General features: G+C 64.3%; 21 protein-coding genes, 1 other RNA gene and 1 pseudogene. 11 read left to right on the forward strand and 12 right to left on the reverse strand.

The window, feature by feature from the left end:
- Positions 1 to 61: 61 nt before the first annotated feature.
- Positions 62 to 1,747 carry a dihydroxy-acid dehydratase gene (gene ilvD / locus AC1D02_RS15235; protein WP_477318280.1) on the reverse strand — a complete coding sequence of 562 codons (1,686 nt, stop codon included), beginning with the start codon at positions 1,745 to 1,747 and terminating at the stop codon, positions 62 to 64.
- A 125-nt stretch (positions 1,748 to 1,872) separates the two neighbouring features.
- Between ilvD and AC1D02_RS15240 the strand changes: the two genes are divergently transcribed.
- Both AC1D02_RS15240 and lgt read left to right on the forward strand, forming a co-directional pair.
- Positions 1,873 to 2,769 (forward strand): LysR family transcriptional regulator, encoded by an 897-nt coding sequence (locus tag AC1D02_RS15240; RefSeq protein ID WP_477318427.1) that lies wholly within the window; start codon positions 1,873 to 1,875, stop codon positions 2,767 to 2,769.
- Positions 2,763 to 3,605 (forward strand): prolipoprotein diacylglyceryl transferase, encoded by an 843-nt coding sequence (lgt, locus tag AC1D02_RS15245; protein WP_477318282.1) that lies wholly within the window; start codon positions 2,763 to 2,765, stop codon positions 3,603 to 3,605. Before AC1D02_RS15240 ends, lgt begins: the two co-directional genes overlap by 7 nt.
- Before the next feature lie 219 nt (positions 3,606 to 3,824).
- Here the strand turns inward: lgt and AC1D02_RS15250 are convergent, their stop codons facing one another.
- The 8 genes from AC1D02_RS15250 to AC1D02_RS15285 form a co-directional block, all read right to left on the reverse strand.
- Entirely contained in the window at positions 3,825 to 4,643 is an 819-nt protein-coding gene (locus AC1D02_RS15250) for a sulfite exporter TauE/SafE family protein (RefSeq protein WP_477318284.1), read from the reverse strand.
- Between the two features lie 88 nt (positions 4,644 to 4,731).
- Positions 4,732 to 6,396 (reverse strand): methyl-accepting chemotaxis protein, encoded by a 1,665-nt coding sequence (locus AC1D02_RS15255; RefSeq protein WP_477318286.1) that lies wholly within the window; start codon positions 6,394 to 6,396, stop codon positions 4,732 to 4,734.
- A 322-nt stretch (positions 6,397 to 6,718) separates the two neighbouring features.
- Positions 6,719 to 7,186, reverse strand: a complete 468-nt coding sequence (locus AC1D02_RS15260) for a glycine zipper family protein (RefSeq protein WP_477318288.1) — start codon at positions 7,184 to 7,186, stop codon at positions 6,719 to 6,721.
- On the reverse strand, positions 7,186 to 7,728 hold the full coding sequence (locus tag AC1D02_RS15265) for a hypothetical protein (protein WP_477318290.1): 543 nt from the start codon (positions 7,726 to 7,728) through the stop codon (positions 7,186 to 7,188). The genes AC1D02_RS15260 and AC1D02_RS15265 overlap by 1 nt, the downstream gene beginning before the upstream one ends.
- 160 nt (positions 7,729 to 7,888) lie before the next feature.
- Positions 7,889 to 8,365, reverse strand: a complete 477-nt coding sequence (locus AC1D02_RS15270) for an EVE domain-containing protein (RefSeq protein ID WP_477318292.1) — start codon at positions 8,363 to 8,365, stop codon at positions 7,889 to 7,891.
- A gap of 89 nt (positions 8,366 to 8,454) precedes the next feature.
- Positions 8,455 to 8,635: non-coding RNA, 6S RNA (ssrS, locus tag AC1D02_RS15275), on the reverse strand.
- A gap of 46 nt (positions 8,636 to 8,681) precedes the next feature.
- Positions 8,682 to 8,993 carry a cell division protein ZapA gene (locus tag AC1D02_RS15280; RefSeq protein ID WP_477318294.1) on the reverse strand — a complete coding sequence of 104 codons (312 nt, stop codon included), beginning with the start codon at positions 8,991 to 8,993 and terminating at the stop codon, positions 8,682 to 8,684.
- A complete protein-coding gene (locus tag AC1D02_RS15285; RefSeq protein WP_477318296.1) occupies positions 8,990 to 9,223 on the reverse strand; it encodes a hypothetical protein in 234 nt (77 codons plus the stop codon). The genes AC1D02_RS15280 and AC1D02_RS15285 overlap by 4 nt, the downstream gene beginning before the upstream one ends.
- 368 nt (positions 9,224 to 9,591) lie before the next feature.
- Here AC1D02_RS15285 and groES point away from each other — a divergent pair, with 368 nt between their 5' ends.
- Positions 9,592 to 9,882: a co-chaperone GroES gene (groES, locus tag AC1D02_RS15290; protein ID WP_477318298.1), complete on the forward strand. Its 291-nt coding sequence runs from the start codon at positions 9,592 to 9,594 to the stop codon at positions 9,880 to 9,882.
- Between the two features lie 39 nt (positions 9,883 to 9,921).
- Positions 9,922 to 11,568, forward strand: coding sequence for a chaperonin GroEL (gene groL, locus AC1D02_RS15295; protein WP_477318300.1), 1,647 nt, complete (start codon positions 9,922 to 9,924; stop codon positions 11,566 to 11,568).
- A gap of 109 nt (positions 11,569 to 11,677) precedes the next feature.
- Here the strand turns inward: groL and AC1D02_RS15300 are convergent, their stop codons facing one another.
- Positions 11,678 to 12,628, reverse strand: coding sequence for a hypothetical protein (locus tag AC1D02_RS15300; RefSeq protein ID WP_477318302.1), 951 nt, complete (start codon positions 12,626 to 12,628; stop codon positions 11,678 to 11,680).
- Between the two features lie 378 nt (positions 12,629 to 13,006).
- Here AC1D02_RS15300 and AC1D02_RS15305 point away from each other — a divergent pair, with 378 nt between their 5' ends.
- The 7 genes and pseudogenes from AC1D02_RS15305 to blaOXA all read left to right on the forward strand — a co-directional run.
- Entirely contained in the window at positions 13,007 to 13,417 is a 411-nt protein-coding gene (locus AC1D02_RS15305; protein ID WP_477318304.1) for a GntR family transcriptional regulator, read from the forward strand.
- Complete coding sequence (locus tag AC1D02_RS15310; RefSeq protein ID WP_477318306.1) at positions 13,414 to 14,334, forward strand: ABC transporter ATP-binding protein; 921 nt, start codon at positions 13,414 to 13,416, stop codon at positions 14,332 to 14,334. The genes AC1D02_RS15305 and AC1D02_RS15310 overlap by 4 nt, the downstream gene beginning before the upstream one ends.
- An 8-nt stretch (positions 14,335 to 14,342) precedes the next feature.
- A complete protein-coding gene (locus tag AC1D02_RS15315; protein WP_477318308.1) occupies positions 14,343 to 16,190 on the forward strand; it encodes a hypothetical protein in 1,848 nt (615 codons plus the stop codon).
- Between the two features lie 26 nt (positions 16,191 to 16,216).
- A complete protein-coding gene (locus AC1D02_RS15320) occupies positions 16,217 to 18,262 on the forward strand; it encodes an alpha/beta hydrolase family protein (RefSeq protein WP_477318310.1) in 2,046 nt (681 codons plus the stop codon).
- Between the two features lie 57 nt (positions 18,263 to 18,319).
- Positions 18,320 to 18,841, forward strand: a complete 522-nt coding sequence (locus tag AC1D02_RS15325; RefSeq protein ID WP_477318312.1) for a hypothetical protein — start codon at positions 18,320 to 18,322, stop codon at positions 18,839 to 18,841.
- 14 nt (positions 18,842 to 18,855) lie between these two features.
- Positions 18,856 to 19,284, forward strand: coding sequence for a GNAT family N-acetyltransferase (locus tag AC1D02_RS15330; protein ID WP_477318313.1), 429 nt, complete (start codon positions 18,856 to 18,858; stop codon positions 19,282 to 19,284).
- Positions 19,284 to 20,066 (forward strand): annotated as a pseudogene (blaOXA, locus tag AC1D02_RS15335) (class D beta-lactamase); the annotation flags it as partial. The gene AC1D02_RS15330 and the pseudogene blaOXA, both read left to right, overlap by 1 nt.
- Before the next feature lie 47 nt (positions 20,067 to 20,113).
- On the opposite strand, the gene AC1D02_RS15340 reads toward blaOXA, so the two are convergent.
- Positions 20,114 to 21,946 (reverse strand): glucokinase, encoded by a 1,833-nt coding sequence (locus tag AC1D02_RS15340; protein ID WP_477318315.1) that lies wholly within the window; start codon positions 21,944 to 21,946, stop codon positions 20,114 to 20,116.
- Complete coding sequence (locus AC1D02_RS15345; RefSeq protein WP_477318317.1) at positions 21,946 to 23,565, reverse strand: alpha-glucosidase; 1,620 nt, start codon at positions 23,563 to 23,565, stop codon at positions 21,946 to 21,948. Before AC1D02_RS15345 ends, AC1D02_RS15340 begins: the two co-directional genes overlap by 1 nt.
- Positions 23,566 to 23,823 lie beyond the last annotated feature (258 nt).

The following is a 23,823-nucleotide window of genomic DNA, read 5'->3' on the forward strand; positions in this document are numbered from 1 at the left end:
TGTGGCTTGAATGGGTCTGACGGGGACGCGTAGTCCCGCAGGTCAGACCCAGGTGTAAACGTTACCCCGTCACAGCGCCCTTGCTGGCCGACGACGCCAGCGCCGCAAACTTGGCCAGCACCCCGCGCGTGTAGCGCGGCGCCGGCTGCTTCCACTGGGCGCGCCGCCGCGCGATCTCGGCATCGTCGACATTCAGCTGGATCAGCTGCTGGTGCGCGTCGATCGTCACCGAGTCGCCCTCCTTCACCAGCGCGATGGTGCCGCCCTCGAACGCTTCCGGCGCCACGTGCCCGACCACCATGCCCCAGGTGCCGCCCGAGAAGCGCCCGTCCGTGATCAGGCCGACCGACTCGCCCAGCCCCTTGCCGATCAGCGCCGACGTCGGCGCCAGCATCTCCGGCATCCCCGGCCCGCCCTTCGGACCCAGGTAGCGCATCACCAGCACGTCGCCCGGCTGGATCTTGTCGCCCAAGATCGCATCCATCGCCGTGTACTCATCGTCGAACACGCGCGCCGGCCCCGTGATCACGGGATTCTTCAGGCCCGAGATCTTGGCCACCGCGCCTTCCGGCGCCAGGTTGCCCTTCAGGATGGCGAGGTGGCCCTGCTTGTACAGCGCCTTGTCGATGGTGCGGATCACGTCCTGCCCTTCGGCCGGCACCGACGGAATCTCGGCCAGCTCCTCGGCCAGCGTGCGGCCGGTGATGGTGATGCAGTCGCCGTGCAGCATGCCGGCGTCGAGCAGCAGCTTGAGGACCTGCGGCACACCTCCGGCCTTGTGCAGGTCGGTCGCGACGTATTGGCCGGACGGCTTGAGGTTGCAGATCACCGGCACTTTCAGGCGCACTCGCTCGAAGTCGTCCAGCGTCCATTCGACTTCCGCCGCATGCGCGATCGCCAGGTAGTGCAGCACCGCGTTGGTCGAGCCGCCGGTTGCCATGATCAGCGAGACCGCGTTCTCGATCGACTTGCGGGTGATGATGTCGCGCGGCTTGAGGTCGCGCTTGACCGCTTCGACCAGCACGCGCGCCGATTCGGCCGCCGAGCCGACCTTCTCGTCGTCCGGATTGGCCATCGTCGACGAGTACATCAGCGCCATGCCGAGCGCCTCGAACGAAGACGACATGGTGTTCGCCGTGTACATGCCGCCGCAGGAGCCGGCCGACGGGCAGGCGTTGCGCTCGATGCCGTCGAAGTCTTCCTTGCTCATGCGCCCCGCGGTGAATTCGCCGACCGCCTCGAACGCCGACACGATGGTCAGGTCCTTGCCCTTCCAGTGGCCCGGCTTGATGGTGCCGCCGTAGACGTAGATGCTCGGCACGTTGGTGCGCGCCAGCGCGATCATCCCGCCCGGCATATTCTTGTCGCAGCCGCCGATGACGACGACGCCGTCCATCCACTGGCCGTTGACGCAAGTCTCGATGCAGTCGGCGATCACTTCGCGCGAGATCAGCGAGAACTTCATGCCCTCGGTCCCCATCGACATGCCGTCCGAGATGGTCGGCGTGCCGAACACCTGCGGATTGCCGCCCGCAGCCTTGATGGTGGAGATGGCGATGTCGGCCAGCTTCTGCAGGCCCGAGTTACATGGCGTGATGGTCGAGTGCCCGTTCGCCACGCCGATCATCGGCTTGTTGAAATCCTCGGCCTCGTAGCCCATCGCGTAGTACATCGAGCGATTCGGGCTGCGCGAGACGCCCTCGGTGATATTGCGGGAACGGCGGTTGTAGCGGGGCTGGTCGGCCATGGTGAACTCCTATCGAACGATCGCTCCAGAATGCCTTGCCGACAACCCCAAGTCAAATATATGATGCACGTTGCTGTGAGTCGCAAAACATATCAAAGGCATAGAGAGTAAACGAAACGCATATGATGAACCTGGAACTGCGCCAGCTGCGCTATTTTGTCGCCGTCGCCGAAGAACTGCACTTCGGCCACGCCGCCGCGCGCCTGCACATGACGCAGCCGCCGCTGTCTCAGACGATCCAGGCGCTCGAGGAATTGCTGGGCGCCGCGCTGTTCCTGCGCACCCGCCGCAGCGTCGAGTTGACGCCGGCGGGCGCCGCGCTGCTGCCCGAAGCGCGCCGCATGCTGGCCCAGGGCGCCGGTCTGCCGGAACTGGTGCGCGCCGCGGCCGCCGGCGAAACCGGGCGCATCGCGCTTGCCTTCGTCTCTTCGGCCGATTACAGCGTGCTGCCGCCCTTCCTGCGCAGCTACCGCGTCGCGTTCCCCCACGTGCAGATCGGCCTGCAGGAAGCAACATCGGACGTGCAGGTCGACGACCTGCTGCACCACCGGGTCGACGCCGGCCTGCTGATTCCGCCGCTGTCCGACAAGGCGCGCGCCGACCTCGATTACATGAAGCTGCTCGACGAGCCGCTGATCCTGGCCGTGCCGGACGGCCTGCTGGCGCCTGGCGGCGCCGTCTCGCTAAAGGATTTGCCGGCGCTGCCGCTGATTATTTTCCCGCGCCCGATCGCGCCCTCGCTGCACGACGCCATCCTCGCCTGCTTCCGCGCGGCCGGAATCACGCCGGAGATCGGCCAGCAGGCGATACAGATGCAAACCATCGTCAGCCTGGTCTCGGCCGGCATGGGCCTGGCGCTTGTGCCACAATCCGTGGCTAACCTGATGCGTCCGGGCGTAGAATACCGGGCGTTGCGCGAGCCGACTCCGCTTGTGGAGACGGGCTGCGCCTGGCGCCGCGACAACGACTCGCCGGTGCTGCGGGGCTTTTTGGATCTACTAAGGAAAAACACACTATGCTGATTCACCCGATGCCCGATCCCGTGGCGTTCTCGATTGGCCCGATCGACGTGCACTGGTACGGCCTGATGTACGTGCTGGCATTCGCGCTGTTCATCGCGCTCGGACGCGTGCGCGTGAAGCAGCCGCACATCGCAGCGCAAGGCTGGAAGAACGAGGACCTCGACGACATGCTGTTCTACGGGATGCTCGGCGTGATCATCGGCGGGCGCCTCGGCGAAGTGTTCTTCTACACGCCGCAGATGTTCTTGCGCGATCCGCTGGAGATCCTCAAGGTCTGGCATGGCGGCATGTCGTTCCACGGCGGCTTCCTCGGCGTCGTCATCGCAATGGCGCTGTGGGCGCGCAAGGCCAAGCGCAACCTGCTCGACGTGTACGACTTCATCGCGCCGCTGGTGCCGCTCGGTTACGCGGCCGGCCGCCTGGGCAACTTTATCAACGCCGAACTGCCGGGACGCGTCGCAGACGCCGCGCTGCCTTGGGCGATGCAATGGCCGGATACGCGCTATCCACTGCATCCGGTGCCGGTGTTCCTCGAAGGCTTGCGCCATCCGTCGCCGATTTATCAAATGCTGGTCGATGGCTTGCTGGTGTTCGTGATCCTGTGGCTGTTCGCGCGCAAGTCGCGGCCGCGGCTCGCGGTGGGCGCGATGTTCACGCTGCTGTACGGGTGCGCGCGCTTCTTCACCGAATACTTCCGCGTGCCGGATTGGGAAGTGCACGTGGCCGGCGTGCCGATCACGTCGGGGCAGATGCTGTCGCTGCCGATGATCATCGGCGCGCTGGTGATCCTGGCGTGGACGTATTCGCGCCAAGGCAAGCGTACCGCGGTGGCTTGAACGCGGGGTCAGACCCGTTTGTTATCTTGCGAAGCCCTGGATTGGGAAAATAAAAACCGGGTCTGACCCGGATTTTATTTGGCGCGCACCAGAGCGGCGCCTTCCCGCAGCATGCGGATCGCCAGCCCATACCGGTTAAATAAAAACGCGGGGTCAGACCCGTTGGTTATCTTGCGAAGTGCAGATTGCACAAAATAAAAACCGGGTCTGACCCGGGTTTTATTTGGCGCGGGCCAGAACGACTCCCTTCCACAGCATGTAGATCGCCAGCGCATACAGGATGAACGCGAACGCCTTGCGCAGGCGCTGCACCGGCCACTTGTGCGCGGTGCGCGCGCCCAGCGGCGCCATCAGCACGCTGGCCGTCGCAATCACCGCCAGCGCCGGCAGATAAATGAAGCCGAACGAATACTTCGGCAGATCCGCCTCGCCCCAGCCAAAGTAGATGTTCGACAGTGTGCCTGCCAGCGCGATCGGGAATCCGAGCGCCGCGCTGGTCGCTACCGCGCTGTGAATTCGAACGTTGCACCAGGTCATGAACGGGATCGACACGAAGCCGCCGCCCGCCCCCACCAGCCCGGCCAGCACGCCGACCACGCCGCCGGCCGCGAACATCCCGCCCGGCCCCGGCAGGTCGCGGTGCGCCGCCGGCTTGGTCTCGATCAGCATCTGCGTCGCCGCCACGGCCACGAAGACGCCGAAAAACAGCGCCATCACCATCGTGTTCATCTGCTTGCCAATCCACGGCCCGATCCACGATCCGACCAGGATGCCCGGCGACAGCAGGCGCACGATGCGCCACTGCACCGCCCCTTGCAGGTGATGCGCGCGCACCGAGGAAATCGAGGTAAACAGGATCGTCGCCAGGCAGGTGGCGATCGCCATGTGGACGATCAGCTGCGGCGGCACCCGCAGCGACTCGAAGATCATGGTCATGAACGGCACCAGGATCATGCCGCCGCCAATGCCAAGCAGGCCGGCCGCGAAGCCGCCGAAAATGCCCATCGCGCACAGCGCCGCTACCAGGGTCCAGCTCATTGCATCCGTGTCCAGTCGATCGGGCCGCGCCCGGGTCAGGCCATTTTACCGCCTCACCCGTTTTGCCGTTGCCGACCGGCCATTTTGCTTAGAACTCCTCCCAGCTGTCGTTGCCGCCGGCAGTGGCCAGCTTGGCCGGCTTGCGTGGCTGAGCGGCGATCGCAACGCGTCGCGTTGGCGCCGATGCCACGGCCTTGAGCTGAGCTGCCGAGTGGTCCAGCTTGAACGCGCCGACCGCCGCCGCCAGTTGCGTCGCCTGTTCCTGCAGCGACGACGCGGCCGCCGCGGCTTCTTCCACCAGCGCTGCGTTTTGCTGCGTCACCGAGTCCATGTCGGCCACCGCCTGGTTGATCTGCTGGATGCCCGCTTCCTGCTCGTGGCTGGCCGAGCTGATCTCGCCCATGATGTCGGTGACCCGCTGCACGCTGGTCACCATTTCTTCCATCGTGGCGCCCGCCTGCGCAACCAGTGTGGTGCCGATATCGACCTGCGCGACCGAGTCGTTGATCAGCGTCTTGATTTCTTTGGCCGCCGTCGCCGAGCGCTGCGCCAGGTTGCGCACCTCGCTCGCCACGACGGCGAAGCCGCGGCCCTGCTCGCCGGCGCGCGCCGCTTCGACTGCGGCGTTCAGCGCCAGGATGTTGGTCTGGAATGCTATGCCGTCGATGACGGAAATGATGTCGACGATCTTGCGCGACGAACCATTGATCGAACCCATCGTGCCGACGACTTGCGACACCACCGCGCCGCCCTTGCGCGCGATTTCCGAGGCACTCTGCGCCATCTGATTGGCCTGGCGCGCGTTGTCGGCGTTCTGCTTGACGGTCGACGCCAGCTCTTCCATCGACGATGCGGTTTCCTCCAGCGCACCAGCCTGCTGCTCGGTGCGTGCGGAGAGATCCATGTTGCCCACCGCGATCTGGCTCGACGCGGTGGCGATCGTGTCCGTGCCCTTGCGCACGTCGCCGACAATACGCTGAAGGCTGGCGTTCATTTCCTTGAGGGCCTGCAGCAGCTGCCCGGTTTCATCGTTGCTGGTGACCACAATGGTGCTGGTCAGGTCGCCGCTGGCGACGCGGCGCGCCACGCCGACCGCTTCAGACAGCGGACCCGTAATGCTGCGGGTAGCGATGATGCCGATCACGATGCTCAGCGCAGCGGCGGCGAGCGCCAGCACCAGCACCATCAGGCGCGCGGAAGCGGCCGTTTCTTCCGACTGCGCGCCGGATTTGACCATCATGTCCGACTGCCAGGCGATCAGCTTGTCGAGATCGGTCATGTACGTCAACTGCACCGGCCGCAGGCGCGACGTCAGTTGCGTCAACGCTTCCTCACGGCGTTGGCCGCGCACCATATCGATGAACGCGGCGCGCTCGGTGTTGAAGGCGGCGCGCTGCACGGAAATAGCGTCGAACATGGCGCGCCCTTGCGGCGACTTGATCATCTTGTCCAGCTTGGCCAGAGCCTCGGTATTGTTGCGGCTATTCTGCTCGATGCTGGCGTACGTCTTGTCCAGTTCTGCGGCGTCGGTAAACAGCAGCAGGTTGCGCACGTGGCGCGCCGTTTCATTGAGCTCGTCCTTGACCGAATGAATCAACACGGTCTTCGGATAGCGATCGCTGTTGAGAGCGTGCACTTCGTCGCTGAGGCCTTGCAGCCGAACGATCGACAGCGCGGCGATCGCCAACAGCAAGGCGATGATGAATAAAAACCCGAGACCGAGGCGCCGGCCAATAGTGAGATTGCTGAACATGAGAGGTCCTTGACGACAACAGGAAAGGGCGGGGATGGAGCCGGCGGAAATGGGAACTTGGCAAAGGCCTTGGCGGCCTCACTGCAGGACGAGGTCAGCACGCGGTCGGCGGAAAACCTTCAAACTGCTTACAGAGAATGGCGTGTGCGGCTGTTCGGGACAACAATCCGGTTCTCTTCAAGTTATGAATGAATGATAGGGGTTAAGTTTTCCCATGGCAACAATTTCTTGTCGCGACGCGCCCATCCGAACGGCACGCCTGAGCCCCGTTGTCGCAGAAAGGAGACTTCCCGCCCTCTTCAATGCCTGTTGCGCCTCGGTCTCAGCCGGGACGGGGCGGCATGGGGGGCGCCGGATACGGGTTGTAGCCAGGAATGACATTGCCCTTCGCGTACATGCACTGCTGATAAGCGATGTCGTAGCGACGCTGCGCACTATACGCAGTTGCCGCGCTCTGCTCCGACCCATAGCCGGCGCCCGCCATGGTGCCGAAGGCCGCACCGGCGCCGGCGCCGTGGCGGTCGCCCGTCAGCGCGCCCGCCGCCGCGCCGATCAGCGTGCCGGTCACGGTCGAGGCGAGCAGCGCGTCGCCCGGTTCGCGTCCGCCCCGGCTCGCGCTGGCGGCCCAGTTTCGACACAGTTGATCATCCTGGACGAAGGCTTCGAATGGTTTGTTCGGCGCGGGCATCGCCGCGACGGTCGGCCCCGCCGGCATCTGCACGCAGGCAGCCAGCAAGGTCGGCACGCCCAGCACAAGGAACGCGCGAATCAAGCGGAACAGGAAGTTCATCACGGCACCTGCGGAATCGGCACCAGCACCCGCGCATCGGGCATGACTGGCAGCTGCTGCCATCCCGGGCACAGCGGAACGTAGGGATAGTAGATGCGCGACGACGGGCAGTAATACCAGTACTGCGCCGGCGCCGCCCACGGCCCGGGATAGGGATACACAGCTTGAGGATAGTAATACCAGGTCGGCCCGACGATCCACCACCAGCCGAGGCTGCCGCCGTGATAGCCGTGGTGCCAATGGCCGCCGCGCCAGCCGGCCCAGTCGTTCCCCCGCAGCCGGCCGTAGTCGCCGCGCCAATGCGGCGAGCCGCCGTAGTACGAACCACCGCCGTGCTGGCCGCCGTAATATTGGCCGCCGCCGCGGTGGCCGCCGTAGTGCTGGCCACCCGGTCCACCGTGACGGGAGTCGCCGCGCCCGTAGCCGTGGCCGTAGCCGCGACCCTGGCCTTGCCCGTGGCGGTCCTGGGCCAGCGCAGCCGGCCACGCGCACGCAAGCAACCACGCCAACATCATTGCGCCAAGACGAACCAGTACGCTCATCGCAGAACTCCCCGCGGCGTGGCCGAAAGCGTGAACCCTGACCGGCGCATCGTCGCCATCAAGCTTTCAGCTTACGCCGCACTAATTGAAGGAACTTTGATGTGGCTCAATCGAGCGAGCCGTGGCAGAGGCTTGTCGAGATCTGGCGGTTGTGCCGTATTTACGCTTTCGCGGCTTTTTGGCGGACCTTTTTCAGCACCGCTTTCCACTGCCCGGCGCTGACCGGGGATATCGACAGGCGGCTGCCTTTTTGCAGCAGCACCATCTCTTCGAGTTCCGGCATCGTGCGCATTTCGGCCAGCGGCAGATAACGGCCCTGCTCCAGCGCATGCACGTCGACCGAAATCCAGCGCGGCTGTTCGCGCGTCGCTTTCGGATCGAAGTATTTGCCGTCCTGGTCGAATTGCGATTCGTCGGGATAAGCGCCGCTGGCCACTTCGGCGATGCCGGCCACGCCCGGTTCGGCGCAGCTGGAGTGATAAAACAGGACGCCGTCGCCGGGCTGCATCTGGTCGCGCATGAAATTGCGCGCCTGGTAATTGCGCACGCCGAACCAGGCGACCGTCTGCCCTGGCGCGGCCAGAACGTCGTCGAAACTGACCTCATCGGGCTCGGATTTCATTAACCAATACTGCATGCGCGCGGCTCCTGGAATATAAGCGCGCATGAAAACGCGCGCGAAAAAAAACGGTTGCGCATAAATGCGAACAACCGCTTTTTAGGGAATACAGCCCCGCCTGTGCCGTTTTCGCCGGCATCCCGAACCAAACGGTTCAAGGTGGTCACAGTTAGTTCAATTTCGGGTTCGTCGGACTAGCGACGCTCACTCCCATCGAACAAAATCCCGCAACCGGTGCACATAAATGGTTCAAGGAATATATGGCAATCGCGAACACCGCAGGGTGGAACGGAGTTTACTCCGATGAACCGACAAGTCAAACGAATTTGGCCTGTCAGAACAGATTTTCTTGCGGCGTCAGCGCGCTGTCCAATACCGTGTTCATCGCCGCGATTTTCTGCTTGACGTCGAGGATCGACATGTCCGACAGCGGGCCTTGCGGCGCCTTCACCGACAGGAATTCGGCGGCCACGCTGAGCGCGGCCATCACCGCGATGCGGTCGTTGCCCTTGACCTTGCCGGAGTCGCGCAGCGCGCACATTTTGGCGTCGAGGTAAGCGACCGCTTCCTTCAAGGTGCGCTCCTCGCCTTCCTTGCACGCGAGGCGGTAGGGGTTGCCCATGATGGTCACATCGAGCTGGATCATTGCTGCGCCTCGTCGTCGGTGGCGGTGGAATCGGCCTCGGGGGCGGGCATGTGCGCGATCAGTCCGGCGACGCGGCGCTTGGCTTCGTCGAGCAGCGCGACGTAGTTGGCGTTCTCGGCGGCGAGCTGCGCGTTGGCGTGGCGCAAGCCGGCATTTTCGCGGCGCAGCGCGGCCGTCATCTCGGCCAGGCGGTCGATTTTGTCGGAGAGGTCTTGGAATTCGGAAATCATCCGTAACTATAGAACCCGGAAGGAATTTCCGTCAACAGATTCAGGACGTTAGCGCCGACTTTTGATGCAGATACTGCGAAGAAAGCTTCCGATGACCGCACTGGTGTCCGGGCAACTGGTCTGCCCCCGTGGTCTGACCCCAAATTGCGGCACGGCAAAACAGGCCAACCGAGCCGTTCAAGTCAATCAGTTAAAAGAAGCAGCTTGAAATACGCCCCTATCGTCCCTATAATTAGCACTCGTTAGTTGAGAGTGCTAACAACCCTTTTCAGCCGCGCCAGCTTCCCGGCGCGGCATCCCGCAGTACCGGATCGGCGGCCGGACATCCCGGCAAGCCATTCAACCCATTGAAAATAAAGGAGTTTTACATGAACCTTCGCCCTTTGCACGATCGCGTCATCGTCAAGCGTCTCGACCAGGAAACCAAAACGGCCTCCGGCCTGATCATCCCTGATGCAGCCGCCGAAAAACCGGACCAGGGCGAAATCCTCGCCGTCGGTAACGGCAAGGTGCAGGACGACGGCAAAGTGCGCGCGCTGGAAGTGAAAGTCGGCGACCGCGTCCTGTTCGGCAAGTACTCGGGCCAGGCCGTCAAGGTCGATGGCGAAGAGCTGCTGGTCATGCGCGAAGAAGACATCATGGCCGTGCTGGTCAAGTAATCCCCGAATTCCGACAAATCCCAAGAACGGAGAATCAACATGGCATCTAAAGACGTAGTATTCGGCGACAGCGCTCGCTCCAAGATGGTCGAAGGCGTCAACATCCTCGCCAACGCCGTTAAAGTCACCCTCGGCCCGAAAGGCCGCAACGTCGTGCTCGAGCGTTCGTTCGGCGCGCCGACCGTCACCAAGGACGGCGTCTCGGTCGCGAAAGAGATCGAACTCAAAGACAAGCTGATGAACATGGGCGCGCAGATGGTCAAGGAAGTCGCTTCGCGCACCAGCGACAACGCCGGCGACGGCACCACCACCGCGACCGTGCTGGCGCAGGCGATCGTGCGCGAAGGCATGAAGTTCGTTGCCGCCGGCATGAACCCGATGGACCTGAAGCGCGGCATCGACAAGGCAGTCTCGGCCACCGTCGAGCAACTGGCGATCATCTCCAAGCCATGCACCACCACCAAGGAAATCGCCCAGGTCGGCGCGATCTCGGCCAACTCCGACTACTCGATCGGCGAGCGCATCGCTGAAGCGATGGAAAAAGTCGGCAAGGAAGGCGTCATCACCGTGGAAGACGGCAAGTCGCTGAACGACGAACTCGACATCGTCGAAGGCATGCAGTTCGACCGCGGCTACCTGTCGCCGTACTTCATCAACAACCCGGACAAGCAAGTCGCCATCCAGGACAATCCGTTCGTCCTGCTGTGCGACAAGAAGATCTCGAACATCCGCGACCTGCTGCCGATCCTCGAGCAAGTGGCCAAGGCTGGCCGTCCGCTGCTGATCATCGCCGAAGACATCGAAGGCGAAGCGCTGGCGACCCTGGTGGTCAACAACATCCGCGGCATCCTGAAGACCTGCGCCGTCAAGGCCCCGGGCTTCGGCGACCGTCGCAAGGCCATGCTGGAAGACATCGCTGTCCTGACCGGCGGCCAGGTCATCGCTGAGGAAGTCGGCCTGACCCTCGAAAAGGTCACGCTGGCAGAACTCGGCCAGGCCAAGCGGGTCGAAGTGGGCAAGGAAAACACCATCATCATCGACGGCGCAGGCCAGGCGGAATCGATCGAAGCGCGCGTCAAGCAAGTGCGCGTGCAGATCGAAGAAGCGACCTCGGACTACGACCGTGAGAAGCTGCAGGAGCGCGTTGCCAAGCTGGCAGGCGGCGTTGCAGTGATCAAGGTCGGCGCAGCCACCGAAGTCGAGATGAAAGAGAAGAAGGCCCGCGTTGAAGACGCACTGCACGCAACCCGTGCGGCCGTTGAAGAAGGCATCGTGCCAGGCGGCGGCGTTGCCCTGCTGCGCGCTCGCGCCAACATCAGCGTCAAGGGCGACAACCCTGACCAGGAAGCCGGCATCAAGATCGTGCTGCGCGCGATGGAAGAGCCGCTGCGCATGATCGTGCAAAACGCCGGCGAAGAGCCATCGGTGGTGGTTGCAGCAGTGTTGGCCGGTTCGGGCAACTACGGCTACAACGCAGCCAACGGCACCTACGGCGACATGGTCGAAATGGGCGTGCTCGATCCAGCCAAGGTCACCCGCTCGGCACTGCAGAACGCAGCGTCGATCGCCGGCCTGATGCTGACCACCGACGCGATGGTCTGCGAACTGGCGGAAGACAAGCCAGCCGGCGGCATGGGCGGCATGGGTGGTATGGGCGGCATGGGCGGTATGGACGGCATGATGTAATTGCCGGCCCGGGGGCGCCGCGGCGCCTCCTGCCACTAATAAGATGGGCGCCTTCGGGCGCCCATTTTTCTTGCGGCGGAGTCGAATGGCGCGACCGCTCGCACCCCGATCAGGCGGCTTTCAGTTCCTTCTTGTCGCCCAGCAGCCGCTCGAAAAACTGCTGCTGCTGCAACCCGAGCTCGACGAATTTTTGCTCGATGGTGGCAGCGAATGCATCGCGCTTGGCGATCAGGTCGGCGAGGCTCGCGCGCATCTTCACCAGCGACTCGTTATCATCGGGGACTTTGCTGCCGACCATCGCCGAGATTGTCCCCTGGATCAGATTCAACCCATTTTCGAACTGGGTCATCGCTTCGTTCTTCTTGTCCATCAGTTCCTTCTGATAGCAATCGAACAGCGCCGTCACGTCACCGCCCAGTTCGAATTTGGCGTTTTCCTTGAAATGCTCTTTCAGTTTGGCGGCGCGAACATTCGCCTCCTGCGTCAGGGCATCGCCCTGGTCTTTTGCCTTGCTCGCTTCAGCGCTGATGTTCTTCACGGTGAACTGCGGCAGATCGAGCGAAAATTTCTGCGTCTTCATTTCGAATTCCGGCACGCCGAGGACGAATTCCGTCCGGTCCACGCGAAACTCGGGAATTCCCATGACGATCCGCTGTTCCTGCATGAAAGGCTCGGGAACATCGATGTAAATGGGACTCCACCTGACCGTGCACTCTGGCACGTCGATCTTGATTCCCAAGCCGATATCCTTCGTGGTCATGGTGCAAAACGTCTCGGGATATTCGCCGGTCTTGACCGTCTTCATCCGGACCGACGGCGTGTCGAAAATGATCGCCTGATCCTTGACGGTTACCTGCGGTAAATCGAGCGACCAGGTCTGGTCCTTCACCGTCACCTCCGGAAGGTCGAGACTGAAATCGACGCGTTTCCAGGACACATCGATATCCATGCCGATCCAGACATCGGGTCCCGTGGTGTCGATGTCCGGCGTGATCTCTTTCGCCCGGTTTTGTATCTCCGACGCCAATTGTTTCGATTGCTCGGTCAATTTGCCGACCAAGGCATTGGTGCCTTCGGTGATGCGCTGCTGCTTTCCATCGCAATTAGACATGATTCCCCCTGTTGTGATTACCTCGTGAACGGCTCCGTTTGTTCGCGTGCCTGCAGGTTTCTCGTGGAGACATTCAAAGCACGAAAACTGGCTCAGTTCCTGACGCCGGATCGCAATCGTAGCCGGGCAGATGAGTTGGCAATTGATATATCGCAAACACTGGCGGGAATACCCGTGGTGGGTAAGGCCACGGGGCACAGCGACCCGCCGTCGCGGCGGCCGGGCCCGGAAATCGCAGTTGCGCAGCGCCCGCACTGCCGCGACTTGACGTCGTGTCGAATTATGTTTACTGTACTAACCGTAATAGTACAGTAGACAGGAGCCCCAATGAGCCGCCGCACCCCGCTAATGCTGCAAATCGCCCCCGGCGACCCGCGCCCGATCAACCGCCAGATCGTCGACGGCGTGCGCCGCCTGATTGCCAGCGGCGAACTGACCGTCGGCGCTGCCCTGCCCAGCGTGCGCGGCCTGGCCCAGCAACTCACCATCAACCCGAACACCGTCGCCAAGGCCTACAGCGAGCTGACCGCCGAAGGGTGGCTCGATGCGCGCGCCGGCCTTGGCCTGTTCGTCGCGACGCCGCGCCAGCGCCTGTCCGACGAGGAGTGCGCGCGCCGCCTCGACGACGCAGTGCAGCGCTTCGTCGGCGACGTCATCGGCCTCGACTACCCTGCCGGCACCGTGCTCGAACGCGTCGCCGGCGAACTCGATGTCTGCCTCCCGCGAAAGACCGCATGATGAACACGTCCGTCATCCAGACCCGCGACCTGTGCCTGCAGTACAAGGGCAAGCTCGCGATCGACCACCTTTCGCTCGACATCGCGCGCGGCGGCATCCACGCCATCGTCGGCGCCAACGGCGCCGGCAAGTCCTCGCTGTTTCGCGTGCTGCTCGGATTCGAAGCGGCCACCAGCGGCAGCGCCAGCATCCTCGGCTGCGACAGCACCCGCCTGCCGCACGGACTGCGCGCGCGTATCGGCTTCGTCAACGAAGAGCACACCCTGCCCGGCTGGATGCGCGTCGACCAGCTCAGCGCGATGCAGCGCCGGCAATATCCGAAGTGGAGCGACGCGCGCTACGCCGACGTGGTGCGCAACTTCAACGTGCTGCCCGGCCAGCAGATCGCCCAGCTCTCGCGCGGCGAACGGGCCGGCGTCAACCTCGCGCTGGCGCTCGCGCAGTCGCCCGACCTGCTGATCCTCGACGAGCCGACGCTGGGCCTCGACGTCGTCGCCAAGCGCGCCTTCCTGGAAGCGCTAATGTTCACCGCCACCGACGAGGACGCCACCATCGTCTACTGCTCGCACCAGATGGAAGAAATCGAACGCATCGCCGACAACCTGGTGATCCTCGAGCGCGGCGCCCTGCGCCACATGTCGGCGCCGGACGAATTCTGCGAGCGCGTCACGCTGTGGATCGCCGAGTTCCCGTTCCGCGCGCCGGACACCCGCCAGCTGCCCGGCGTGCTGCAGGTCCAGCAGATCGACGGCCTGACCCACCTGGTCGTATTCGACCAGCCCGAAGACTTCGGGTCGCGCCTGACCCTCCTCGGCGCGCGCACCGTTCACAGCATGTCCGTCAGCCTGGACCGCGCCGTCAACGGCTTCCTGGCGCGCGGCCACATTTCCAACATGCCGGTCGCGGCAGCTGCCTGAGGATTGCAATGAGAGACCTGTTCATGAGCGAGTGCCGGCGTTTCCGCAATGCCGCGCTGATTTTCGCCGCCATCCACCTCGCGCTGCAGCTGTTCGTCAGCCGCCTGTCGGACATCCTGCAGATGCGCTGGGAGCAGCAGGTCGTGGCGCTGGCGCTGTACCTGGCCAGCGGCTTCGGCTTCGCCCTGTACCAGTTCGGCACCTACCGCCAGCCCAGCCGTTGGCTATGGCTGCTGCACCGGCCGATGCCGCGCGCGGCGATCTTCGGCGCCATCACGATGGCCTCTACGGCGCTGATCCTGTTCGCGGTGGGCGTGCCGGCCCTGCTCACCGTGTTGAGCAAGGCGTATCTCGGCGAGCTGACGGTCGATACCCGCCACTACCTGCTGGTGGCGCACGTGGTGCTGTTCACGCTCGTGGCCTGGCTGGCCGGTGCCTACGTGGTATTGAGCCGCAGCCGATTCGCCGCGGTGATCCTGGTGCTGCCCTGGCTGATGCTGGCCCATCTCGCTTCAGGTCGGGCGATGCTTGTGCCGGCGCTGCTGTGCGTGGGCCTGCTGGCGTACCTGGTCTACACCGTCTTCAAGCCTAACCGGCTCGGTCCTCCCGAAACCGCCGTCGCGCTGGCCGCCAACGCCATCCCGCTGCAGCTGGGCTTCTACTTTGCGATGCTGTGGGCCGGCTCGGTGACGTACCAGTACGGCCAGATGGTAGCGAACGTGCACCCGCTGAATCGGGCGGTGCCGCCTGCCGGCGCTTTCATCGAGCTGACCCGGTCCAGCGGCCGCGAGGCGTTCCTGCAAGGCCTCAAGGAATCGAACGATCCGCGCGCGGCGCAATGGCGCCGCCAGGTCGCGCTGCTCGATGTCGCCGACATCGAACCGGCCGGCCGCCAGTATCCCGTACGCCATCAGGTGAGCAACCAGGACATGTTGCAGCTGGAGGATCCGACGCAGCACATTCAGTGGACCTTCAGCCACGACGCGATGCGCTTCCATGGTCGCGACCTATACACCAACGCGCATCGCGGGTGGATCGGCGTTCGCGGGTTAGGGGACATGACGCCGTTCGCCGGCGTTCCCGTGCTGGTCAAACACGGCTTCATGACGCCGCAGCAGTTCTACGCAATCGACCCGAACGCCAAGACGCAGCGGCAACTGATCGCGCTGAAGGCGCCTGAGACATTGTCCGGCGCGACCAGGGAGATCGGCGGCCGCCTGTATGCGCTGACCAACCACCGCTTGATCGCGTATGACAAACCCGTCGACGCCGACGCGATGCTCGTCGAGCGCTTCAGTGTCGCGCTTCCCGGTCCATTCAGCGACCTCGATCGCATCGACATCGCGCGTCTTCTGGATGGGACCCTGCTGTCGTTCAACGCCGGCCGCCAGATGATCCAGGGCGCATCGGACTCCGCCCAGACAGTGATGTTCGTCGATGATGCCGGCAAGGCGGCGGTGGTGGCGCGGCGCGCGCTGGCACACGACTTCCCGCCGCTGTTCGAGCACAAGGAATTCTGGCTGTCGCCTGTGCTGCAAGCGATTGTCGCTCTGCCCGACCTGCTGCTCGACAAAGGCTTCATTCTCGACAAAGGCCTGGCTGCCTACTCGAATCCCTTGCAACGGACACGCCCGGCGCCAGTGCTGGCCGCTGCGCTGATCTGCACACTGCTGGCCGCATGCGCCGCGTGGCTGTGGCTGCTCCCCATGGCAATCGGGGCGCGCCGCAAGGCTATCTGGATCGCCGCGAGCCTGCTGGTCGGCCTGCCCGCCATCCCGTCCCTGATGCTGCTGCAGCCGCGCCCTCCGCGCCCGCTGCGCAAATCGATCGACGCAACGGCTCCCGCCGCGGCGTAACCCTTTTCGCCCTCACAGGAGTATCCATGTTCTTGCAGCGATTCGTATCTGCGGTAGCGCTGGTTTCCGTTTTGTCCGCGGCACAGGCCGCGCCGACTTCCCTCAAGCCGATCGTGGCCGCCAACCTGGCGCTGCCCGCGGCGCCGCAACTGAAGGACGAAGACTTCAGCCGCCGTTCGCGCCTGCGCGAAGTCAAGCTCTCGCCCGACGGCGCCTGGATCGCCTATTTCGAATCGGGCGAAAAGAACGCCAGCCTCAAGGTGCTCGATGTCGCCACCGGCGAGAAAAAGCAGCTGCTGGCCGACATTGGCCGCGCGCAGCTGCATTGGTCGACCGACAGCCAGGCGCTGTTTGTCGACACCGGCGAAGCACTGTCGGTGGTTGGCGTGAAGGACGGCGTGAGCACGCGCATTGCCGCTTTCGACCGCAAGCTGCAGCAGCAGTTCATCGATGTCGATGTGCGCCGCCCGCGCCACGCACTGGTCAGCGAATTCGACGCCGCCGCGAAGCGCTACCGTCTGTCGCGCATCGGCGCAGACGGCGCCGGCGAGGTGCTGTACGAAGGACCGAAAAAGCTGATCGACTTCCTGATCGATGGAGCCGGCCAGGTCAGCTTCATCCACACGCTGGACGACGATTACCGCCACCTGGTGTCGCGCAAGCAGGATGCAAAATGGACCGAAACGCTGCGCTGCAAGCGCCTGCAATCGTGCCAACTGGTGTCGGCGTCGAACGACGGCCGCGTGCTGACCATGGTCCTTAACGAAGCGGATGACCGCAAGAGCCTCGTTCAGCTCGACATGCCGGGTGGCCGCCGAAAGGTGCTGCATGCCGACCCGGACGCGCTGGCCGACCTGTCGCAGGTGAAGCTGTCGCCGCGCACCGGCGAGCCGCTGTTCGCCGTGTACGATGCGCCGCGGCGCCACAACTTCGGGCTGACCGCGCCGGCAAAGCAGGCCGCCGGCGACATCGCCAGACGCTTCCAGGACGCCAGCATCAGCGTCAGCGCCAGCGAAGACGCATTGCGCTGGCTGCTGACCGAGCGCAGCGCGCGCCTCACGCAGGAACGCTTCTGGCTGTACGATCGCAAGGCCCGCAGCTTCCAGCAGGTGTTCGAGCAGGAGCGCGCGCTCGGAAACCCGGTGCCAGAGCAGCATCTGGCGCGCAAGAGCGCGCTGGACTACCGCGCATCCGACGGCGTGATCGTTCACGGCTACCTGAGCCTCCCGCCCGGCAAGGACGCGGCCAAAGTGCCGATGCTGACCATGGTGCACGGCGGCCCATGGGGCGCCTTCGAAAACGATTACCAGTCGCTGGTGCAGATGCTGGTCAACCGCGGCTTTGCGGTGTTCCAGCCGAACTTCCGCTCGTCCACGGGCTACGGCGACAAGTACATGCTGGCGCCGCAATCCGACTTCGGCAACGGCCGGGTGCAGGCAGACATCATCGAAGGCGTGCGGTGGCTGGCGGCGAACGGCGTGGGCGACAAGAACAGGCTCGCCATAATGGGCGATTCCTTCGGCGGCTACTCGACGCTGCAGGCGCTGACCCATACGCCGCAGCTGTTCCAGTTCGGGATGGCGACAGTCGCGCCGACCGACTTCGGCCGAACCATGCGCAATGCCGCCGGCGGACCAGGCACGCAAGGCGACCTGCCGCTCGCGCTGCACCTCCGCGAAGTCGGCGTCGACCTGAATGACGCGGCGGCGATGAAGCGTGTCACCGACAGTTCGCCGGCCGCGAATGCCGGCAAAGTGACGCGGCCGCTGATGATGATCGCTGGCGCCAAGGATCCGATGGTCGATATCGCGGCCATCACCGACTACGTCGCCACGCTGCAGGCCGGCGGCAAACCGGTCAGCCTGCTCGTCGCTCCGGACGAAGGCCACAACCTGCGCAAGCCGCTGACGCGCCAGGCCTACCTGTACCTGCTGATGAAAATGCTGGAGCAGCACCTCGGCGGACCGGCCGTGCCGGCGCCCGATACGGAGCTGGCCAAATTCCTCGAACAGACCATGAAGGCCAACGGCGCGCTGCCCGCAACGGCGCAAAAGGTCGCACTCGGCCAATGAATGTTGCTGTGAAGCCATTGTTGGTCTAATATGAAGAGATACAACAAGGGTTGACCCATGCACAAACGAGACGCGCCGTCCAAAAAAATCCAGCTTACGGCCCTGGTATTGATCATCGCCGCGACCACCACGATCTTCGGCTGCCGCGACAAGGCCGCGCCGCCGGCGCCGGCGGTTCCAGTGGCGAGCGCGCCGGCTGCAGCGCCGGCTGCAGCGCCTGCTGCCGCGTCGGCCTCCGCGCCGACGCCGCTGGCGCGCGAGCGGGAACAAGCGATGAATGCGCTGATCGCGCTGCCCGAACTGAAAGCCTGGTTGCAGCTGATCGAGAAAAACTCCGGCGGCAAGGTGCACGGCGCGCTGGTCGAATACGATCCGACGTTAAGGGAAATCAAGGGCAAACGCTACTTCCAGTTCAGCTTCGTGGAAAACGCCAGCGACGCCACGCGCCATTGGGAGAGCTTCCTGGTCGCTGAATCGGGCGACCAGATCCTGGTCGAAGACGCCGCGACCAACAAGCCGCTGACACTGGAGCAGTGGCGCAACATCAAGCATCCGATGAAACGCACCAGCGCAAACTGAATCGGAGGCGGCGAATGGACAGCGGCTTTCAAGTGAGGGTTGAAGCGGAGCCGAATCCGGCCGATATCCACGCCCTGGTCAAAGGGCTCGTAGCGTTCAACGCGTCACAAACCGATGGCGAACAGCAGAATAATCTGCTGGTGGCCGTGCGCGACGATAATGGCGCGCTGATGGGCGGCCTGCTGGGCGCGACCTATCTCGGCTGGCTGACAATTCAAATCGTCTGGCTGGACGAAGCGGCGCGCGGAAAAGGATATGGCGCCAAACTGATGGAGCTCGCCGAACGCGAGGCCTTGCTGCGCGGTTGTCCTCGCGTGTTCGTCGAGACGTTGAGCTTCCAGGCGCTGCCTTTCTATGAGAAGTGCGGCTACTCGGTGCATAGCTGCCTTCCTGATTTCCCGCCCGGTGGCGCGCGCTATTCGCTTACCAAGCAGTTGTCCTGATGATCAACTACACGCGCATTTGCATTCTCGGCGCAGCGCTCGCCACGGCGTCAGCGCAGGCAAAGGTCGTCTGCACCGTCATCGCCGATGCCGGCACCGGCTCGGTCCTCATGGAGCAAGGCGATTGCCGCACCCGCGTCACGCCCGCCTCCACCTTCAAGGTCGCTTTAAGCGTGATGGGCTACGACGCCGGCTTCCTCAAGGACGAGCACTCTCCAGTGCTCCAATATAAAAAAGGAGACGTCGACTGGGGCGGCGAGAACTGGCGTCAGCCGACCGATCCGGCGCGCTGGCTGGAGTATTCGGTGGTGTGGTACTCGCAGCGGATCACGCACGCCCTCGGCGCGCAGCGGCTGCAGCAGTACGTTCGCGACTTCGGTTACGGGAATGCCGACGTATCGGGGGATGCGGGCCAGCACAATGGACTGGATCGCTCGTGGATCGGTTCGTCGCTGAAAATCTCGCCAGTCGAACAGGTCGCGTTCCTGCGCAAGATGGTGCGGCGCGAACTGCCGGTCAGCGCCAGCGCGTTCGACATGACCAGCCGGATCGTGATGGTGCATGACTTGCCGAACGGCTGGCAGGTGCATGGAAAAACTGGCAGCGGCACGCCGAAGCCGCCGGAGCGCAACGCCGGCCACGCGGTGGGCTGGTTCATCGGCTGGATGACCAAGGGCGATCGCACCCTGGTGTTCGCGCGCCTGGCGCGCGATGAAAAGCCGACGCAGGGAACTGCCGGCGTGCGCGCCCGCGAAGCGTTTTTGAACGAAGCCGCGGCGCTGCTCGATCACCAGGGGGCAGGCCCGACGGACCTGGCCACCCCCTCCGATCAGCTATCGAGGTGCGAGATCAGCGAGCGGCGCGGATCGTCCGCGTGCGCGTCGATCGAGATCCCCACCGACATGATGTCGATCAGCAGCAGCTGCAGGATCCGCGAAATCATCGACAGGAACGTGGTGCTGTCTTCTGCGTGATCGACCGCCAGGCACACGCTGGCCTTCTTCGCCAGCGGCGAGCCGCTGGCGGTGATGGCGATGACGTCCGCGCCCGCCGCCCGCGCCGCATCCACCGCCGCCAGCAAGTCCGGCATATTTCCTGAATTCGAAATCGCGATCACCACGTCGCCAGGCTTGAGCAGCTCCGCCGCGAGCGTGAGCAGATGCGAGTCGCCATACGACGCCGTCGGAATCCGGAACCGGAAGAACTTGTGCTGGCCGTCCAGCGCCACCACGCGCGAATTCCCCAGCGCGTAAAACTCGATCCGCCTGGCGCGGCTCACCAGTTCGATCGCGCGGTCGATCGAGCGCACGTCGAGCTGGTCGCGGAACTTGAGGATCGCCGACACCGTGTTGTCGATCACCTTGGCCGACAGGTCGTGCGTGCTGTCGCTGGTGCGCACCTGGCTGTGGCGCACCGGGATGGCGCCGGTCAGGCTGCTGGCGAACTTCAGCTTGAAATCGGCCAGGCCGAGAAAGCCGAGCGAGCGGCAGAAGCGGATCACGGTCGGCTGGCTGACGTCGGCCAGCCGCGCGATCTCGGCGATCGGCTCGTTGAGCACCAGGCGCGGCTGCTCCAGCACCAGTGCGGCGACGCGCTGTTCGGCCGGCGTCAGCTCGTGCTGCAAATGGCCGATACGCTCCGTCAGCGTGTTGGCGCCGCTGCGCCCGCGCAGGTGCTCCGACAAAATAGTCGCCACCCCGAAGAAGGCAGGATTCGGCGTCGTGATGACGTAAGTCGGTATGTCGGACAGGTAGCTGGTGAAGCGTCCCTTGGCTTCGAAGCGCGCGCGGAACGGCGAGGACGCGAACCACTCGCCCATGCGCGGCACGATGCCGCCGCCGATGAAGATGCCGCCGAACGCGCCGAGGGTGACCGCCAGGTTGGCCGCGGCGCCGCCCAGCATGCCGCAGAAGCATTCGAGCACTTCGAGGCACAGTGCGTCGCCCTCTTCCAGCGCGCCGCCGATGATGGCGGCGGCGCCGCGTTCGGGCGCCCGCACGCCGTTGCGCTCGGCGAGCGCGCGGTAGATGATCTCCATGCCCGGGCCTGAGATCAGGCGCTCGTTCGACACGTGCGGCCACTGCTTCCACGCGTATTGAAGAATCGCGAACTCGCGCTCGTCGGCCGGCGCGAAGTTCATGTGGCCGCCTTCGCTGCCCAGCGTGACGAAACCGTCGATGGTCGGGATCACGCCCGATACCCCGAGTCCCGTTCCCGGTCCCAGCACGCCGACCACCGCGTTGGCCGCGGGAGTGCCGCCGCCCACCTGCATCAGTTCATCGGATTTCAGGCTTGGCAGCGCCATCGCCAGCGCGGTGAAGTCGTTGACGATCAATAGCGTCTGCAAGCCAAGCTCGCGGCGCACCGCATCGGTCGAGAACTGCCAGTCGATATTGGTCATGCGGACCGAATCGCCAGTCACGGGATTGGCTACCGCCAGCGCGGCGTGATGCAAGGTCACGTCCGCGTGGTCGGCCAGGTAGAAGCGCAGCAGCGGTACGATGCCGTCGAACTCCACGCATTTCAGCACCCGCACAGACCGGAACACGCCCGGCGCCGTCTGCAGCGCGAAACGGGCATGGGTCGCGCCGATATCGGCCAGCAGCCGCGGGCCGTCGGCAAATGCGCTGCGGCCGGCTTTTTCGCTGTCCGCGCCCGCCATTACGCGGCGTGGCCGAACCAGGCGCCGAATGGCGGCAGCGTCACCACGCCGTCCTGCGCGCTGCCCGGCAAGCCGTGGCCCTCGACCGCGGCCGCGCCCCTCGCTTCGGCCCAGTCGAACGTCACCGGCTCGGCGCCGAGGTTGAAGATCGCCAGCATGGCGGGATGGCCGGCCAGGTCGCGGCGCAGCGCAAGGATCGGCTCGGGGGCGTCGAAGAAGACGATCTCGCCGCGCGTGAGCTGCGGCTGGTTGCGGCGCCAGTGGATCAGGCGGCGCGCGGCGTTGAGCGCCGAGTCCTGGTCGTTTTCCTGCACCGATTCGGCCGCCGCGATATGCGCCGGATCGACCGGCAGCCACGGTTTGCCGGTGGTGAAGCCGGCGTTCGGCGCCTCGTTCGTCCATGGCATCGGCGTGCGGCAGCCGTCACGGCCCTTGAACTCGGGCCAGAAGGTGATGCCGTACGGGTCCTGCAGCAGTTCGTAGGGCACGTCCGCTTCGGTCAGCGCCAGCTCGTCGCCCTGGTACAGGCACGGCGTGCCTTTCAGCGCCAGCTGCATCGCCAGCACCACCTTGGCCAGCGCCGGCGTCGGATGCTCGCCGCCCCAGCGCGTCATCACGCGGATGCTGTCGTGGTTGCCGACCGACCACGAGGCCCAGCCGCCCTTCACGCGCGCCTCGAACTCCTCGACCTGGGTGCGGATGTGCTTCGCCGAGAACTGCGGCGTGAGCAGGTTGAAGCTGTACGCCATGTGCAGCTTGTCGCCGTCGGCGGTGTATTCGGCCATCACGCCAAGCGCGTCGTCCGCGCCCACTTCGCCGATCGCCACGGCGCCGAACTCGTTGAGCAGGGTGCGGATGCGCTGCAGGTAGGGCACGTTCTCCGGACGCGTCTTGTCGTACACGTGCGACTGCATCCCGTATGGATTGACGTCGGTGACGGTGGCGGTGTCGCGCGTGGTGGCGGCCGGATTGCTGCGCAGTTCCTGGTCGTGGAAGTGGAAGTTACAGGCGTCCATGCGCACGCCGTCCACGCCGCGCTCGAGCCAGAAGCGCAGGTTGTCCAGGTGCGCCTGCTGCACCTCCGGATTGTGGAAGTTCATGTCCGGCTGGCTGGACAGGAAGTTATGCAGGAAGTACTGCTTGCGCCGGCTGTCCCACTGCCACGACGAGCCGCCGAACACCGACAGCCAGTTGTTGGGCGGGTTGCCGTCCGGGCGCGGGTCGGCCCACACGTACCAGTCGGCCTTCGGATTGTCGCGGCTCTTGCGGCTCTCCTCGAACCACGGATGCGCTTCGGCCGTGTGCGACAGCACCTGGTCGATCATGATCTTCAGGCCCACGCTATGCGCCTTGGCGATCAGCCGGTCGAAGTCGGCCAGGGTGCCGAACAGCGGATCGACGTCGCAATAGTCCGAGACGTCGTAGCCGAAATCCTTCATCGGCGATTTGAAGAATGGCGAGATCCACACGATGTCCACGCCCAGGCCGGCGATGTAGTCCAGCTTCGCGGTAATCCCCGGCAGGTCGCCGACGCCGTCGCCGTTGGTATCGAGGAAGCTGCGCGGATAAACCTGGTAGATGATGGCTTCGCGCCACCATGGCGTGTCGGGGATGTTCATGTGGGTCCGAGGTAATGTGTGAGTTTGTACATAATATACATCAGGATCAGGCTTTCGACAATTTGCACCCCGATCAGCATCAGCGGGATAAATCCCTTTAAATTCAACCGTTTGCGACGAACTTCCCCGCATTCCTACAGTCGCTGTAGTAGTTAAACTACATCTATTTCTTCAACATTGTTGGCTGCTGCAATTAGCAGTTGCCAGTATTGCAGCTTCATCTTAGTATCGCGTCTGGTCATTACGAGGGGATTACAT

The sequence above is a fragment of the Massilia sp. P1_C10 genome, from assembly GCF_056406475.1.

Excerpts from the sequence above, each read along its gene's own strand:
- AC1D02_RS15280 (WP_477318294.1), bottom strand. The coding sequence starts at position 8,993 with ATGATCCAGCTCGATGTGACCATCATGGGCAACCCCTACCGCCTCGCG.
- AC1D02_RS15255 (WP_477318286.1), bottom strand. The coding sequence starts at position 6,396 with ATGTTCAGCAATCTCACTATTGGCCGGCGCCTCGGTCTCGGGTTTTTA.
- AC1D02_RS15265 (WP_477318290.1), bottom strand. The coding sequence starts at position 7,728 with ATGAGCGTACTGGTTCGTCTTGGCGCAATGATGTTGGCGTGGTTGCTT.
- AC1D02_RS15330 (WP_477318313.1), top strand. The coding sequence starts at position 18,856 with ATGGACAGCGGCTTTCAAGTGAGGGTTGAAGCGGAGCCGAATCCGGCC.
- AC1D02_RS15320 (WP_477318310.1), top strand. The coding sequence starts at position 16,217 with ATGTTCTTGCAGCGATTCGTATCTGCGGTAGCGCTGGTTTCCGTTTTG.
- groL (WP_477318300.1), top strand. The coding sequence starts at position 9,922 with ATGGCATCTAAAGACGTAGTATTCGGCGACAGCGCTCGCTCCAAGATG.
- groES (WP_477318298.1), top strand. The coding sequence starts at position 9,592 with ATGAACCTTCGCCCTTTGCACGATCGCGTCATCGTCAAGCGTCTCGAC.
- ilvD (WP_477318280.1), bottom strand. The coding sequence starts at position 1,747 with ATGGCCGACCAGCCCCGCTACAACCGCCGTTCCCGCAATATCACCGAG.
- AC1D02_RS15270 (WP_477318292.1), bottom strand. The coding sequence starts at position 8,365 with ATGCAGTATTGGTTAATGAAATCCGAGCCCGATGAGGTCAGTTTCGAC.
- AC1D02_RS15240 (WP_477318427.1), top strand. The coding sequence starts at position 1,873 with ATGAACCTGGAACTGCGCCAGCTGCGCTATTTTGTCGCCGTCGCCGAA.
- AC1D02_RS15305 (WP_477318304.1), top strand. The coding sequence starts at position 13,007 with ATGAGCCGCCGCACCCCGCTAATGCTGCAAATCGCCCCCGGCGACCCG.
- AC1D02_RS15340 (WP_477318315.1), bottom strand. The coding sequence starts at position 21,946 with ATGGCGGGCGCGGACAGCGAAAAAGCCGGCCGCAGCGCATTTGCCGAC.
- AC1D02_RS15345 (WP_477318317.1), bottom strand. The coding sequence starts at position 23,565 with ATGAACATCCCCGACACGCCATGGTGGCGCGAAGCCATCATCTACCAG.
- lgt (WP_477318282.1), top strand. The coding sequence starts at position 2,763 with ATGCTGATTCACCCGATGCCCGATCCCGTGGCGTTCTCGATTGGCCCG.
- AC1D02_RS15325 (WP_477318312.1), top strand. The coding sequence starts at position 18,320 with ATGCACAAACGAGACGCGCCGTCCAAAAAAATCCAGCTTACGGCCCTG.
- AC1D02_RS15315 (WP_477318308.1), top strand. The coding sequence starts at position 14,343 with ATGAGAGACCTGTTCATGAGCGAGTGCCGGCGTTTCCGCAATGCCGCG.
- AC1D02_RS15260 (WP_477318288.1), bottom strand. The coding sequence starts at position 7,186 with ATGAACTTCCTGTTCCGCTTGATTCGCGCGTTCCTTGTGCTGGGCGTG.
- AC1D02_RS15310 (WP_477318306.1), top strand. The coding sequence starts at position 13,414 with ATGATGAACACGTCCGTCATCCAGACCCGCGACCTGTGCCTGCAGTAC.
- AC1D02_RS15285 (WP_477318296.1), bottom strand. The coding sequence starts at position 9,223 with ATGATTTCCGAATTCCAAGACCTCTCCGACAAAATCGACCGCCTGGCC.
- AC1D02_RS15250 (WP_477318284.1), bottom strand. The coding sequence starts at position 4,643 with ATGAGCTGGACCCTGGTAGCGGCGCTGTGCGCGATGGGCATTTTCGGC.